At 38.7% G+C, this 14,234-nt stretch carries 14 protein-coding genes; 13 read left to right on the plus strand and 1 reads right to left on the minus strand.

Annotated elements, in window-relative coordinates:
• Positions 1 to 103 precede the first annotated feature (103 nt).
• The 6 genes from F9B91_RS04075 to F9B91_RS11650 are packed head-to-tail and all read left to right on the plus strand — an operon-like array spanning position 104 to position 5,284.
• Positions 104 to 958: a DNA adenine methylase gene (locus F9B91_RS04075; protein ID WP_150922568.1), complete on the plus strand. Its 855-nt coding sequence runs from the start codon at positions 104 to 106 to the stop codon at positions 956 to 958.
• The gene (locus tag F9B91_RS04080) at positions 948 to 1,760 is read left to right on the plus strand and encodes a DNA-methyltransferase (protein ID WP_150922569.1); all 813 of its coding nucleotides are present in this window, start codon (positions 948 to 950) and stop codon (positions 1,758 to 1,760) included. The genes F9B91_RS04075 and F9B91_RS04080 overlap by 11 nt, the downstream gene beginning before the upstream one ends.
• Positions 1,757 to 2,665, plus strand: a complete 909-nt coding sequence (locus F9B91_RS04085; RefSeq protein WP_150922570.1) for a type II restriction endonuclease — start codon at positions 1,757 to 1,759, stop codon at positions 2,663 to 2,665. The genes F9B91_RS04080 and F9B91_RS04085 overlap by 4 nt, the downstream gene beginning before the upstream one ends.
• A gap of 48 nt (positions 2,666 to 2,713) precedes the next feature.
• Positions 2,714 to 3,934 carry a hypothetical protein gene (locus F9B91_RS04090; RefSeq protein WP_150922571.1) on the plus strand — a complete coding sequence of 407 codons (1,221 nt, stop codon included), beginning with the start codon at positions 2,714 to 2,716 and terminating at the stop codon, positions 3,932 to 3,934.
• The gene (locus F9B91_RS04095) at positions 3,918 to 5,096 is read left to right on the plus strand and encodes an AAA family ATPase (protein WP_191962410.1); all 1,179 of its coding nucleotides are present in this window, start codon (positions 3,918 to 3,920) and stop codon (positions 5,094 to 5,096) included. The genes F9B91_RS04090 and F9B91_RS04095 overlap by 17 nt, the downstream gene beginning before the upstream one ends.
• On the plus strand, positions 5,096 to 5,284 hold the full coding sequence (locus tag F9B91_RS11650; RefSeq protein WP_150922657.1) for a hypothetical protein: 189 nt from the start codon (positions 5,096 to 5,098) through the stop codon (positions 5,282 to 5,284). Before F9B91_RS04095 ends, F9B91_RS11650 begins: the two co-directional genes overlap by 1 nt.
• 238 nt (positions 5,285 to 5,522) lie before the next feature.
• On the opposite strand, the gene F9B91_RS04105 is transcribed toward F9B91_RS11650, so the two are convergent.
• Complete coding sequence (locus tag F9B91_RS04105; RefSeq protein ID WP_191962415.1) at positions 5,523 to 7,640, minus strand: LTA synthase family protein; 2,118 nt, start codon at positions 7,638 to 7,640, stop codon at positions 5,523 to 5,525.
• Between the two features lie 149 nt (positions 7,641 to 7,789).
• Here F9B91_RS04105 and F9B91_RS04110 point away from each other — a divergent pair, with 149 nt between their 5' ends.
• The 7 genes from F9B91_RS04110 to F9B91_RS04140 are packed head-to-tail and all read left to right on the plus strand — an operon-like array spanning position 7,790 to position 14,195.
• The gene (locus F9B91_RS04110) at positions 7,790 to 8,953 is read left to right on the plus strand and encodes a class I SAM-dependent rRNA methyltransferase (RefSeq protein ID WP_191962411.1); all 1,164 of its coding nucleotides are present in this window, start codon (positions 7,790 to 7,792) and stop codon (positions 8,951 to 8,953) included.
• Entirely contained in the window at positions 8,950 to 9,627 is a 678-nt protein-coding gene (aroD, locus tag F9B91_RS04115) for a type I 3-dehydroquinate dehydratase (RefSeq protein WP_000767758.1), read from the plus strand. Before F9B91_RS04110 ends, aroD begins: the two co-directional genes overlap by 4 nt.
• Positions 9,617 to 10,471 carry a shikimate dehydrogenase gene (locus tag F9B91_RS04120; protein WP_150922574.1) on the plus strand — a complete coding sequence of 285 codons (855 nt, stop codon included), beginning with the start codon at positions 9,617 to 9,619 and terminating at the stop codon, positions 10,469 to 10,471. The genes aroD and F9B91_RS04120 overlap by 11 nt, the downstream gene beginning before the upstream one ends.
• Positions 10,472 to 10,489: 18 nt before the next feature.
• Positions 10,490 to 11,557, plus strand: coding sequence for a 3-dehydroquinate synthase (gene aroB / locus F9B91_RS04125; protein WP_150922575.1), 1,068 nt, complete (start codon positions 10,490 to 10,492; stop codon positions 11,555 to 11,557).
• Between the two features lie 9 nt (positions 11,558 to 11,566).
• Positions 11,567 to 12,733: a chorismate synthase gene (gene aroC, locus F9B91_RS04130; RefSeq protein ID WP_150922576.1), complete on the plus strand. Its 1,167-nt coding sequence runs from the start codon at positions 11,567 to 11,569 to the stop codon at positions 12,731 to 12,733.
• 9 nt (positions 12,734 to 12,742) lie between these two features.
• Positions 12,743 to 13,846, plus strand: coding sequence for a prephenate dehydrogenase (locus F9B91_RS04135; protein ID WP_150922577.1), 1,104 nt, complete (start codon positions 12,743 to 12,745; stop codon positions 13,844 to 13,846).
• Between the two features lie 10 nt (positions 13,847 to 13,856).
• On the plus strand, positions 13,857 to 14,195 hold the full coding sequence (locus F9B91_RS04140) for a YlbF/YmcA family competence regulator (protein ID WP_150922578.1): 339 nt from the start codon (positions 13,857 to 13,859) through the stop codon (positions 14,193 to 14,195).
• The last annotated feature ends 39 nt before the right edge of the window (positions 14,196 to 14,234 follow it).

The raw sequence follows: 14,234 nt of genomic DNA on the forward strand, positions 1-14,234 counted from the left end.
AAGTTATCTGAGTCTAGTGTTAAGATTTCAGTTGTAAATGTTGAGGTATTGAGTTGACTTTAACTGATTTAATTCAGTGGTGATATGTGGTATAATTGTAGGTATGAAATCAATACTTAATAGTAAGCAGGCTTTACGCCCTTTTACAAAATGGACTGGTGGAAAGCGTCAGCTTCTTTCCGTAATCAAATCTCTTATGCCAGAATCTTATAATCGTTATTTTGAGCCGTTTGTTGGTGGTGGAGCTTTGTTTTTTGAACTTGCTCCTAAAGATGCGATCATAAATGATTTTAATAGTGAATTAATCAATTGTTATCAACAAATTAAAGATAATCCTTCTGAGCTAATTAAATCGTTATCTAAGCACAAGGAAAGCAATTCGAAGGAATACTATTTGAACTTGCGTTCTGCTGATAGGGACAGCAGAATTGAAAAAATGAATAATGTTGAGAGAGCTGCTCGCATTATGTATATGCTACGTGTAAATTTTAATGGATTATACCGTGTAAATTCAAAAAATCAGTTTAATGTCCCGTATGGTCGCTATAAAAATCCCCAAATTGTAGATTCAGATTTGATTGTATCTATTTCTCAATATTTAAATGAGAACACTATTCATATTTTAAATGGAGATTTTGAAGAAGCCGTTAAAGATGTTGAAGCTGGGGACTTTGTTTACTTTGACCCACCCTACATTCCACTTTCTGAGACAAGCTCTTTTACTTCTTATACACACGAGGGATTCTCTTACGAAGACCAAGTTCGTTTGAGAGACACTTTTAAAAAGCTAGATGAAAAAGGCGCCTACGTTATGTTATCGAATTCTTCTAGCCCATTAGTTGGAGAGTTGTATAAAGATTTTAATATACATAAAGTCTCTGCTACCCGGACTAATGGAGCTAAATCTTCAAGTCGTGGAAAAATTGATGAGATTATTGTAACCAACTATGATAAATAACGAATATAAGTATGGAGGTGTTTTAATGACAAAGCCATACTATAATAAAAACAAATCAATTCTTGTACATGCCGATACTTTTGAGTTCCTTTCGAAAATGAAACCTGAAAGTATGGACATGATTTTCGCAGATCCGCCTTATTTTTTGAGTAATGGAGGTTTCTCTAACTCAGGAGGTCAAGTAGTATCAGTTGATAAAGGTGATTGGGATAAAATATCTTCGTTAGAAGAAAAACATGATTTCAACCGACGTTGGATAAATCTTGCTAAAAAAGTCTTAAAACCTAATGGCACAATTTGGATTTCAGGTAGTTTTCATAATATTTATTCGGTTGGAATGGCTTTAGAACAAGAAGGATTTAAGATTCTTAATAATATTACTTGGCAAAAAACTAATCCAGCTCCAAATCTTTCTTGTCGATATTTTACGCATTCTACCGAAACCATTCTTTGGGCTAGGAAAGCTGATAAAAAAGCTCGTCACTATTACAACTATGACTTGATGAAAGAAATAAATGATGGTAAACAAATGAAAGATGTCTGGACTGGTCCGCTTACAAAGCAAACTGAGAAATGGGCTGGTAAGCATCCTACGCAGAAACCTGAATATTTGCTGGAACGAATTATTCTAGCTTCCACTCAAGAAGATGATTATATTCTGGATCCTTTCGTTGGTAGTGGAACGACAGGTGTGGTTGCTAAAAGATTAGGTAGAAAATTTATAGGAATTGACGCAGAAAAAGATTACTTAAAAATAGCCAAGACAAGATTAGAAAAGGAAAGAAACGAGGGGATATTATGAAACTAAATGATTATCTAGAATTATCGTCAGAAGAAAGACTTAAAGAATTTTTATCAAGTTTATCTGTAACAAATCGTACACCTGAATATTATGTCAATTGGGAGAAGGTTAATCGTGAGACTAAACAGTTTGAGTTAGAGCTAAACACCCTTAACTACCTGATAGGTAAAGATTCTATTTATAACGAAGCTCTATCTCTGTTCACTAAACAACCCGACCTACTTAGGGCAATTCCAAGTTTAATTGCTAGCCGTGATAAAATTTTAGATATTCTTTCTATCGATGAGCAAGATAATATGAGTTTTGAGCGACTCAATTTTTCGAAAATTGATACTAACAAGATTAAGGAGTATGTTGATTTTACTGAAAAATCTGGATTATTGAATTTCCTTCAAAACAACGCTAACCGTTCGTTAGTGGATTATGTTTATGGGGTGGAAGCTGGATTGGATAGCAATGCTAGAAAAAACCGTAGTGGAACAACTATGGAAGGTATTTTAGAACGTCATATTGATAAAATAGCAAACGAATTAGAATTAGAATGGAAAGCTCAAGCTACAGCTCCATTTATCAAAGAGAAATGGAATATTATAGTTCCTGTTGATAAGTCTGAACGACGTTTCGATGTGGTAGTATATTCCAAAAAGAAACATAAAGTTTGGCTAATTGAAACAAATTACTACGGTGGCGGAGGCAGCAAACTTAAGGCTGTAGCTGGCGAGTTTACGGAATTGAGCCAATTTGTAATAACTTCGAACGATAATGTAGAATTTGTGTGGGTTACAGATGGACAAGGTTGGAAAACCGCTCATTTACCACTTTCAGAAGCTTTTAATCATATCACAAATGTATTCAATTTGTGTATGCTAAAAGAAGATTTTTTGTCTGAACTATTTCAAAAATAATATTATAAATTAGGTTTTAGAAAAATCTAGAAGAACGCGAGGTGTTGATTGATAAAAAAATTTTTCTTAGGAATGAATTATCGTAGAATTATTTTATATACATCAGCTATACTAACTGTAGTTAGTTGGTTATTTAGAATTAATATTTTACAGCCTTATTCACAATATGAATTGATTTTTTCATTATCTACGATAATGCTTTTCTACTTTTTTGAAGATAAGAATAAAGATGAATTTTTACTTATAGCAATATTTTATGTATTAATTCGACCATTATTGAGATGTCTAATTACTTTAGTCAATATTGACCCGAATATACTGCTAATAATTAGTGTGATATTAATTTCTGTGAGTTGGCGTATAGATTCTATTAACAAGAGCGACAGAGAAAAAGTTACTCCAAAATTAAACTCAGATTATTTTAATTTAGTTTATATAAATTCGGCGAAATCTTACGAGATTGCTACTTTGATTGATAATACTGTAAAAACAACAATTCAAAAAGAAAACAGTAATACTACGAATAATAAAAATTCCTTTAAAGTTGGTACGAAAAATAGTTTACCATCTAGTTATGAAAATAGTCATGAATTAATCACGGGAAGTAAGATTAGTGAGAGTTTCGAAATTAAAAATACTAAATCTACTATTTTTAGAAAAGTCTATGAAATGGCTAAAACTTTTCAAATTAGAAGTTCAAAACCCGGGGATCTGGTAAAATTTGACAACATTTCACTGACTCCTGTAAATGCGCAGGATATCCCTCTTATTCTACAAGTTTTACAGTCTAGCAAACTAGATAATCCTACTACAGAAGGGATTGAGCTAAACATGTCAAACTTACTTTCTACTTTTTTGACTGATTATACGATTGACTATGGTTTTAAGATAGGTGAGGAAAATTTCTTAGTTCGTTTTCCTTACGGAGAAATTGAAGGCTTTGAAAATGGATATAGACATAGTGACTTCCAGCTTGGTCAACTTTGTTTAGTAGGAATAGACCGAGGCAAAATTAATTTTTCAGAAGTCGATACGATGTCAACGAAATTTTTAGAGTTCATGAGTGAGCAAGCTAATAAAAATAATACAGCGAAAATTGTAAAAGATATTATTCAAAAATCTTCAATTCCAGAATCTAGTTCTATTGATAAATCTGAGTTTGAGTTCGATTTCAATTATAAAAAACTAGATGGAGAGTACCACTTAATAGATGTCATTGCGGTTGTTCAAAAAATCAATGTGGAGAAAAAAGATGATTTACCTATATGACCCAACAAGAATTGATGATTTAAAGGCTAACTTTTCAGAGAACAAAAAGATTGATATTACCCATATCTTATCTCACGATTTTACTAATCTCGTTGAATTAGAAGATATTTGTAGCGAGGTATACCCTTTTAATAATTTGGTTATAGATTTATCTGCTTTAATGAATCCAAGCGCGTACAATAGCCTGTATATCGGTAAAATATTCCATTTACTAGATAGGGCATTCAACTCCCCTATTTTTTGGTTGAATAAATCAAAATATGAAATTATGTTAAAAGAGTTGCCGTTGTTGTTTGATGAAACAGCTATAAACGAAGATTTTGCTAATCCAAAAGTTCAAAAACTTAATCTTGATGAGGTAGCGAAAGATTATAGTGTTAATGAAATTAACGATAAAGTACAAAAGGCTGTTGATAAACTAGTTGGTCACAGCTTATTTAAGGCTGATTTTGTAAAGAAGTATGAAAATTATAAATTACTAGAAAAAATTAGTGTTCGAAAGATTTTTTCCGTATTTCTGATAGGCGAATCTGGAATTGGAAAAACAGAATTTGCGAAAATCTTATCAAAATCACTCTATCCAAATGGAGAGCTCATCAAAATTAACTTCGGAAATTACTCAACGGAGGGAGTGTTAAATAGTTTGATTGGCTCTCCGCTTGGATACATCGGAAGCGATGAAGGTGGTGAGTTAATTAAAAAAATTAATTCATCAAAATCTAAAATTATTTTGATTGACGAATTTGAAAAAGCAACACCATCTGTATTCAACTTCTTTTACGAGCTTCTAGAAGATGGTAGTTTTACAGATAGGCATGGGATTGTTCATGATTTAAGTGGTTATATGATTATTTTTACTTCTAATATGACTCCAGAATATTTTACTCAGCATATTCCCAATTCACTTAAGTCTAGATTTGATTTAACTAGCGATTTCCAAATTCCAAGTATTGAGGAAAAACAATTATTTATCAAAGTAGAAACCAATATTCTAGTGAATAAACTGACTGAGTATTTTAAAGTTTCTTATAAAGTTACCGAAGAATTGATGGAGAAAATATTAAAATTATCGTCAGAGGATAATTTGCGTCATATTAAGAGACTTCTTCAGGATATAATTACAAAAGACTTTAGAGAGAAGAAGCTAGATAAACGGTCTTAATAGTATCGAAATCATATTTATTTGGATACTTCTCAATTTCAAAAACGTTAATTCCTATAATGTGTGTGATCCAAGTGTTTTTGATAGAACATATATTTAGAGTTCGAAATAGAATTATGCAGATAGGTGAAATTTTAATTATTGTTGCTTCTATAATATTATTTATTGATAGTATATTGAGTTTGTAACAAAAGGCTTTTCTATAAAATCAAATTTTCCAGATATCTACTGAAGCTGATTTATCTTCTCTCTATGACTTCTCAACTTTATTCTATTATCTTTGTCACTAAATTTGACAGACACATATTACTGATACAGCCTATCTATCTACAATATCATAGTAAATTTGAGGCTAGTTTCTTCATTGATTTTCGTTGAATTTTATTTTATAAAAAGAAATGCTCCTCCACGATGGAAGAGCATTTTTTATTGTGATTTTGATTCGGTTTCTGCCGACTCTGGGTGGAGTTCTTGGTAACTTGGGGCCTTGAAAAGGTCAGTACTGGTTTTACCTTGTCGTTGGCTAAAGAGGCTAGTTGACTGACTTCCTTTTTCCTGTTCAATCTTTTGCAGAATTGGTAAAGAATTGAGGTAAGAAATACTTTCTGTATCAACTTTTCCAAGATGATCTGCTTGGTAGAAACGTATTAAATCGCCAGTTTGAATCTGGTCGCTGATTTTCAGTTGTTGACTAGCTGCTTGCCGAACGCTTTCCAGTTCAGTCTGAGCTTGTTCATCAAGATTGCTGATTTCAAGACCGCTCTCAGTATAGTAGATTCGTCCGTCGTAACTGGTGTATTTAGGTGTGACGAAGGAATTAGCAGTCCGAAAGGCAACGATTTCTTGATGATCTGAAGACAGAAGGTCTTGGCCGACTTGAAGGAAGGAATTGGACTCAATACCAAGTAGGTGTTCGAGAGTCGGTAAGATATCGATTTGTCCACCGTAGGTATTGATGATTTGTCCCTTTTCATAGCCAGGCATGACCACCATAAAAGGCACTCGTTGCAACATGGCATTGTCGTAATTCGACCAGTTCTCAGAAGTCTTGCCAATTAAAGGAGCCAGGTCAGGATTGCGGGAGTTGGAAATGCCATAATGGTCTCCGTAGATGACGATGATGGATTTTTCATAGAGGCCACTTTCTTTGAGATAGTCAAAGAAGGCCTTGATAGCACTATCCAGATAGTTGGCTGTTTGGAAGTAGCCATTGATTGTTTCATCTTTGGTCTTAGCCAGTGGGAAACCAAGCTCATCGCCTGTTAGATTGCTAGCATAGGGATAGTGATTGGACACCGTGATATACTTAGCATAAAAAGGCTGCTGCAGGTGCTCCAGATATTGGATAGAATCTTTCATCATGATTTTATCATTTAAACCATATTGGAAAGAATTGCTACTGTCTTGCTTGGTAAAATAGGAAGCATCAAAGAAGTATTGGTAGCCCCATTGTTTGTAGGTTGTATTTCGATTCCAGAAGGTCCCGATATTACCGTGAAAGACTGCACTTGATTGGTAGCCATTTTTTGATAGGATAAAAGGCGCAGCCTGCTGGGTATTGGTACCTCCATAGTTGACCATGAAAGAACCTTGGTCAAGTCCAAACAAGCCGGTTTCTAGCATGGTTTCTGCATCTGAGGTTTTACCAGCCTTGACTTGGTTAAAGATATTCGAAAAGGCTAGGGTTGATTGCGAATGGTAGAGGGAATTAAGGAAGGGAGTGACTTCATGATCAGTTCCATCTATGTTGAGTTTATAGTCCAGTAGGAACTGCTGGAAACTTTCCAAGTGGAGATAAATCACATTTTTCCCTTTGGCAAGGCCAAAATAGTCTGGATTGGGCTTAGCAGAATGCTCTTGAATATAATCTGTAATAGGTTGAAGGTCGGTCTCAGAAGCCTTAGCACGTTCTTTGTTGGCGCTGTAGGATTGGTTGGCACTATAGCCCAAAAAGGCTGGCAAACTAAGGGCGCGGACAACATAATAATTAGAAAATCCTCGCGATAGGAGATCAGGACGTTCGATTTCAGCCAAGAAAAGGTTAGCTGAAAAGAGCAGAGCCGAGAGAGCAGTGATAGCAACACTGGAGCGGAATTTGAAAGGTCTCCTATCCAGCTGGATGATCTTTTTATAGAGAAGATAAGCCAGCAGTGGGAAATCCATAAAATAGATGAAATCCCAAAAACGCAGTAACTCTAGTTCTGCAGTACCAACAGATACCTTACTGACCACTTTCATGGTATTGGCCGTGATAAAGTCACTAAATTCTCGATAGTAAAAGACATTGGAATAAAGCCAAATGAATAAAAGGCTGTAAATAGCTATACTAAGACTGTAAAAGGTCTTGGTTGAGCGAGCATAGAGGGCTAGAGCCAGCAGGAGCAATCCCAAAGGAAGGGGGTTGAAAAAGGCGATAAAGGCAAGGTAATTTCCCTGCAATTTGCCTACTTGAATATCTAAATTAAAGTCAACGGTATAGGCTAGTAAGGTCTTGAGCCAATAGAGGATTAAAAGGGTTAGGACAAAACCCAGTCTGGTACCCATGGCTTTTTGGATTTTGTTAAAATTGATTCTCACACAATTACTTCCTAAGTTTTTATTAGTATTAGTATACCATTTTTTAAAACTAGAGTAAAAAAGCAAGGGTAGTTTCTTTTTTGAGAATTGTCACAAAATTTGCTATAATAGGGACTATGAATAGAATAAGAGTCAGCAAAAGGGTTGAAAAGAAGCTCGCTAAAGGACTAGTCTTACTAGAAGCCAGCGATCTTGAGAATGTCAATCTTAAGGATCAGGAAGTAGAAGTGCAGAGTCAGGAAGGAACCTTTCTTGGGACTGCCTACCTTTCTCAGCAAAACAAGGGCTTGGGCTGGTTTGTGAGCACAGACAAGGTGACCTTCAATCAAGCTTTCTTTGAAACGCTGTTTAGACAAGCTAAAGAAAAGAGAAGTGCCTACTATCAAGATGATTTGACAACTGCCTTTCGTCTCTTCAACCAAGAGGGAGATGGCTTTGGCGGTCTGACAGTGGACCTTTATGGCGACTATGCTGTCTTTTCTTGGTATAACTCTTATGTTTATCAGATTCGTCAGACCATCTCAGAAGCTTTTAGACAGGTTTTTCCTGAGGTTTTAGGAGCATATGAGAAGATCCGTTTTAAGGGTTTGGACTATGAATCTGCCCATGTTTATGGTCAAGAAGCACCTGACTTTTTCACTGTTTTAGAAAATGGTGTCTTGTATCAAGTCTTTATGAACGATGGTTTGATGACAGGGATTTTCCTAGACCAGCACGAGGTTCGTGGTAGTCTAGTGGATGGATTGGCTATGGGCAAATCCTTGCTCAATATGTTTTCCTACACAGCAGCCTTTTCAGTAGCTGCGACCATGGGAGGAGCAAGCCAGACTACTTCGGTTGACCTAGCTAAACGTTCACGAGAATTGTCTCAAGCGCATTTTCAGGCAAATGGAATCAGCACAGACGACCATCGTTTTATAGTCATGGATGTCTTTGAGTATTTCAAGTATGCTAAGCGAAAAGGCTTGACCTATGATGTGATTGTCCTAGATCCGCCTAGCTTTGCTCGGAACAAAAAACAAACATTTTCTGTAGCTAAGGATTATCACAAGTTGATTTCCCAGAGTCTTGAGATTTTAAATCCGGGAGGAATTATCATTGCCAGTACCAATGCTGCCAATGTTTCCCGCCAGAAATTTACAGAACAAATTGATAAAGGCTTTGCAGGAAGAAGTTACCAGATTTTAAACAAATACGGTCTTCCAGCAGATTTCGCCTATAATAAAAAAGATGAAAGTAGTAATTACCTCAAGGTGATTAGTATGAAGGTTAGTAAATGAAATTAATCGTTTCAGTAATGCCAAGAAGTTTAGAGGAAGCTCAGGCTCTGGATGCCACGAGGTATCTGGATGCCGACATCATTGAATGGCGTGCCGACTATCTGCCTAAGGAAGCAATTTTGCAGGTGGCTCCAGCTATTTTTGAAAAATTCGCAGGCCGTGAGTTGGTTTTCACATTGCGAACTCGCTCTGAAGGGGGAGAAATCGACCTTTCTCCAGAAGAATATATCCATCTAATCAAGGAAGTGGCGCAACTCTATCAACCAGACTATATTGATTTTGAGTACTACAGCTACAAGGATGTTTTTGAGGAAATGCTGGATTTCCCAAATCTCATTTTGAGTTACCACAATTTCCAAGAAACACCTGAAAATATGATGGAAATTTTATCAGAGTTGACGAGCCTAAATCCAAAACTTGTCAAGGTTGCGGTGATGGCCCACACGGAGCAAGATGTCTTAGACTTGATGAACTATACACGAGGCTTTAAAACACTCAATCCTGAACAGGAATATGTGACCATTTCTATGGGCAAGGTGGGCAAGGTTTCTCGTATCACTGCGGATGTGACTGGTTCTAGCTGGTCCTTTGCTAGTCTAGATGAGGCTAGTGCTCCTGGTCAGATTTCCCTAGCTAACATGAAAAAAATCAGGGAGATTTTGGATGAAGCTTGATGGCTATACACGTTTAGCAGCAGTTGTTGCCAATCCTATTAAGCATTCTATTTCCCCCTTTATTCACAATAGTGCCTTTGAGGCGACAGCTACCAATGGTGCTTACGTGGCTTGGGAGATTGAAGTGGGTGACTTGGCAGAAACAGTGGCTAATATTCGTCGCTACCAGATGTTTGGCGTCAACCTGTCCATGCCCTATAAGGAGCAAGTGATTCCTTATTTGGATGAGCTGAGTGACGAAGCGCGCTTGATTGGTGCGGTCAATACGGTTGTCAATGAGAATGGCAATTTAATTGGATATAATACAGATGGCAAGGGATTTTTTAAGAGCTTGCCTTCTTTTACAATTACAGGTAAAAAGATGACTTTGCTGGGTGCAGGTGGTGCGGCCAAGTCCATTCTGGCGCAAGCTATTTTGGATGGCGTTAGCCAGATTTCGCTCTTTGTTCGTTCCATTTCTATGGAAAAAACAAGACCTTACCTAGACAAGTTACAGGAGCACACAGGCTTTAAGGTGGACTTGTACGTTTTAGAAGATGTTTCCGAACTTCAAGCAAGGATTGCCGAGTCGGATTTGCTGGTTAATGCCACCAGTGTGGGAATGGATGGTCAATCCTCTCCAGTTCCTGAAAGCATAGTCTTATCAGAAACTCTCTTAGTAGCAGATATCATTTACCAACCCTTTGAAACGCCATTTTTGAAATGGGCCAGAAGTCAGGGCAATCTAGCAATCAATGGTTTGGGAATGTTGCTCTATCAAGCTGCAGAAGCCTTTCAACTGTGGACAGGCAAGGAAATGCCTACAGAAGAGATTTGGCAGTCCTTAACAGAAAAATACCAATAAAGAAAGGGAGATTCTCCTATGAAAATCAGAATCGATATTCCTCATCATCCTTATGATATTCAGATTGAAAAAGGTTGTCTGTCTCAGACTGGTCAGTGGTTGCGAGAACTCTGGCAACCGCAAAAAGTGGTCATTGTAACAGACAACCATGTAGCTTCTCTTTATGCAGAGAAGGTCAAGCTCAGCCTAGAAGATGCTGGTTTTCAGGTAGCAGTTTTTGACTTTTTAGAAGGGGAAGAAAGAAAGAATTTAACTACTGTCCAGAAAGTCTATGAATTTTTAGTCAAGCAAGGTCTGACTCGTAGCGATGGAATCGTGGCTCTTGGTGGCGGTGTCGTTGGGGACTTGGCTGGTTTTGTAGCCTCTACCTATATGCGGGGCATTCACTTTGTTCAGATTCCGACCAGCTTGACAGCTCAGGTGGATTCATCTATCGGTGGAAAGACAGGTGTTAACACTCCATTTGCTAAGAATATGGTGGGGACCTTTGCCCAACCAGATGGGGTTCTGATTGACCCACTTGTTCTTGAAACCCTCGGAAAAAGAGAGTTGATTGAAGGGATGGGAGAGGTCATCAAGTACGGCTTGATTGAGGATCCAGAACTGTGGGCTCTCTTGACGGAGCTAGATGGTTCTGCAGAGAGCATTCTGGAACATGCAGAGACTTTGATTGAGCATTCTTGTCAGGTCAAGCGCAAGATGGTGGTTGAGGATGAGTTGGACAATGGTGTACGCCTTTACCTCAATTTTGGCCACACTATTGGCCATGCCATTGAAGCAACTGCCGGTTATGGTAAGGTCATGCATGGAGAAGCTGTGGTCATGGGCATGGTACAGATTTCCAAGGTTGCTGAGGAAAAAGGTCTCATGCCAGAAGGAATAACCCAGTCTATTACAGAGATGTGTCAGAAATTTGGCTTGCCTGTTGATTATGAAAACTGGGATGTTAACAAGCTTTATCAGGCTTTGACTCATGATAAGAAGGCGCGTGGCAATACCTTGAAATTGGTCTTGTTGTCAGAGCTCGGTTCGGCTACCATTCACCCAGTTTCTCTGGAAGAGATGAAAGACTACTTGGTAAAATAAGGAGAGTGTATGAGATATTTAACTGCAGGAGAATCACACGGCCCCCGTCTGACGGCTATTATTGAAGGTATTCCGGCCGGACTTCCTTTGACAGCTGAGGATATCAATGGGGACCTCAAACGCCGTCAGGGTGGCTACGGTCGTGGTGGTCGTATGAAGATTGAGAGCGACCAAGTTATCTTTACTTCGGGTGTTCGCCATGGGAGGACTACTGGGGCGCCTATTACCATGGATGTCGTCAATAAAGATCACCAAAAATGGCTGGACATCATGTCTGCAGAGGACATTGAAGACCGCCTTAAAAGCAAACGAAAAATCACCCATCCTCGTCCAGGTCACGCCGACTTGGTTGGGGGTATCAAGTACCGTTTTGACGATTTGCGAAATTCTTTGGAGCGTTCATCTGCCCGTGAAACCACCATGCGGGTGGCAGTTGGGGCAGTAGCCAAACGCCTCTTGGCTGAGCTGGATATGGAGATTACCAACCATGTCGTAGTCTTTGGTGGCAAGGAAATCGATGTTCCTGAGAATCTCACAGTTGCTGAGATTAAGGAAAGAGCTGCCCAGTCTGATGTTTCTATTGTCAACCAAGAAAGAGAACAGGAAATCAAGGATTATATTGACCAAATCAAACGTGACGGTGATACTATCGGTGGGGTTGTGGAGACAGTCGTTGGAGGTGTTCCAGTTGGTCTTGGTTCCTATGTCCAATGGGACAGAAAATTGGATGCAAGATTGGCCCAAGCAGTTGTCTCTATCAATGCCTTTAAAGGGGTGGAATTTGGTCTTGGATTTGAAGCTGGTTACCGTAAAGGAAGCCAAGTTATGGACGAAATTCTCTGGTCTAAAGAAGACGGCTATACTCGCCGTACCAATAATCTAGGTGGCTTTGAAGGTGGTATGACCAATGGGCAACCTATCGTTGTTCGTGGCGTCATGAAGCCCATTCCTACTCTCTACAAACCACTCATGAGTGTGGATATCGAAACCCATGAACCCTACAAGGCAACTGTGGAGAGAAGTGATCCGACTGCTCTTCCAGCAGCAGGTGTAGTTATGGAAGCCGTTGTGGCAACGGTTCTGGCACAAGAAATCCTTGAAAAATTCTCATCAGATAATCTAGAGGAATTAAAAGAAGCGGTAGCTAAACACCGAGACTATACAAAGAACTATTAAGGAGTTCCTATGGCAAAAACAGTCTATATCGCAGGTCTTGGATTGATTGGTGCCTCTATGGCACTTGGTATCAAACGCGATCATCCAGATTATGAAATTTTAGGATATAATCGCAGTCAAGTTTCGAGAGATATCGCCTTGAAAGAAGGCATGATTGACCGTGCAACGGATAATTTTGCCAGTTTTGCTCCTTTGGCAGATATCATCATTCTCAGCTTGCCAATAAAGCAAACCATTTCCTTTATTAAGGAATTGGCCAACTTGGACTTGAAAGAAGGCGTCATTATTTCAGATGCTGGGTCAACCAAGTCAGCTATTGTAGATGTAGCGGAGCAGTATTTGGTTGGCAAGGCTATTCGCTTCGTCGGAGCCCATCCCATGGCTGGTAGTCACAAGACAGGGGCTGCTTCTGCGGATGTCAATCTCTTTGAAAATGCCTACTATATCTTTACACCTTCAAGCCTGACAAGTCAGGACACGCTTGAGGAAATGAAGGCTCTGCTTTCAGGTCTTCATGCTCGCTTTATCGAAATTGATGCCAAGGAGCATGATCGGGTGACTTCTCAGATTAGCCATTTTCCACATATTCTGGCTTCTAGTCTCATGGAACAGACCGCGGTCTATGCTCAAGAACATGAGATGGCAAGGCGCTTTGCGGCAGGTGGTTTTCGAGATATGACCCGAATTGCAGAAAGCGAGCCAGGTATGTGGACTTCCATTCTCTTGTCCAATCGTGAAACTATTCTAGACCGAATTGAGGATTTTAAGGAACGTTTGGAAGAGATTGGTCAGGCCATCAGCAAGGGAGAGGAGGAGCAAATCTGGAACTTTTTCAATCAGGCGCGTGAGCAACGTCAGGCCATGGAAATCCATAAGCGTGGTGGTGTGGACAGCTCCTATGACCTCTATGTCGACGTTCCCGATGAAGAAGATGTCATCCTGCGGATTTTGGAACTGCTACGTGGAACTTCCTTGGTCAATATTCACATCAACGAGGAAAATCGTGAGGATATTCATGGGATTTTACAAATTTCATTTAAAAATGCTCAAGACTTAGAACGAGCCGAGAACCTCATAACAGAAAATACCGACTATACAGTCGTCATCAAATAAGGAGAAAATCATGTCAAATATTTACGATAGTGCAAACGAACTCAGTCGCGGTCTACGCGAATTACCAGAATACAAGGTTGTTAAAACAGCTAAAGAAGCTATCTCAGCAGATGCTGAGGCCAGCAAAATCTTCACAGACTATGTTGCCTTTCAAGAGGAAATTCAAAAACTGGCACAGACAGGGCAAATGCCAGACGCTTCCTTTCAAGCGAAAATGGAAGGCTTTGGTAAGCAGATTCAAGGGAATAGCCTCTTATCAGAATTCTTTACTAAGCAACAACAATTGGCAATTTACCTTTCTGACATTGAAAAAATTGTTTTCGAACCAGTTTCAGAATTGCTAAAATAAGAAAATAACTATCATAAAGTCAGAAATTTTAAGGAATTT

The organism is Streptococcus mitis (assembly GCF_008763935.1).
Classification (GTDB): Bacteria; Bacillota; Bacilli; order Lactobacillales; family Streptococcaceae; genus Streptococcus; species Streptococcus mitis_DB.

What these genes read in the sequence shown, in the direction of transcription:
- F9B91_RS04140 (WP_150922578.1), top strand. Translation starts at nt 13,857, where the DNA reads ATGTCAAATATTTACGATAGTGCAAACGAACTCAGTCGCGGTCTACGC.
- F9B91_RS04135 (WP_150922577.1), top strand. Translation starts at nt 12,743, where the DNA reads ATGGCAAAAACAGTCTATATCGCAGGTCTTGGATTGATTGGTGCCTCT.
- F9B91_RS04080 (WP_150922569.1), top strand. Translation starts at nt 948, where the DNA reads ATGATAAATAACGAATATAAGTATGGAGGTGTTTTAATGACAAAGCCA.
- F9B91_RS04105 (WP_191962415.1), bottom strand. Translation starts at nt 7,640, where the DNA reads ATGGGTACCAGACTGGGTTTTGTCCTAACCCTTTTAATCCTCTATTGG.
- aroD (WP_000767758.1), top strand. Translation starts at nt 8,950, where the DNA reads ATGAAATTAATCGTTTCAGTAATGCCAAGAAGTTTAGAGGAAGCTCAG.
- F9B91_RS04085 (WP_150922570.1), top strand. Translation starts at nt 1,757, where the DNA reads ATGAAACTAAATGATTATCTAGAATTATCGTCAGAAGAAAGACTTAAA.
- F9B91_RS04120 (WP_150922574.1), top strand. Translation starts at nt 9,617, where the DNA reads ATGAAGCTTGATGGCTATACACGTTTAGCAGCAGTTGTTGCCAATCCT.
- F9B91_RS04095 (WP_191962410.1), top strand. Translation starts at nt 3,918, where the DNA reads ATGATTTACCTATATGACCCAACAAGAATTGATGATTTAAAGGCTAAC.
- F9B91_RS04075 (WP_150922568.1), top strand. Translation starts at nt 104, where the DNA reads ATGAAATCAATACTTAATAGTAAGCAGGCTTTACGCCCTTTTACAAAA.
- F9B91_RS04110 (WP_191962411.1), top strand. Translation starts at nt 7,790, where the DNA reads ATGAATAGAATAAGAGTCAGCAAAAGGGTTGAAAAGAAGCTCGCTAAA.
- aroC (WP_150922576.1), top strand. Translation starts at nt 11,567, where the DNA reads ATGAGATATTTAACTGCAGGAGAATCACACGGCCCCCGTCTGACGGCT.
- aroB (WP_150922575.1), top strand. Translation starts at nt 10,490, where the DNA reads ATGAAAATCAGAATCGATATTCCTCATCATCCTTATGATATTCAGATT.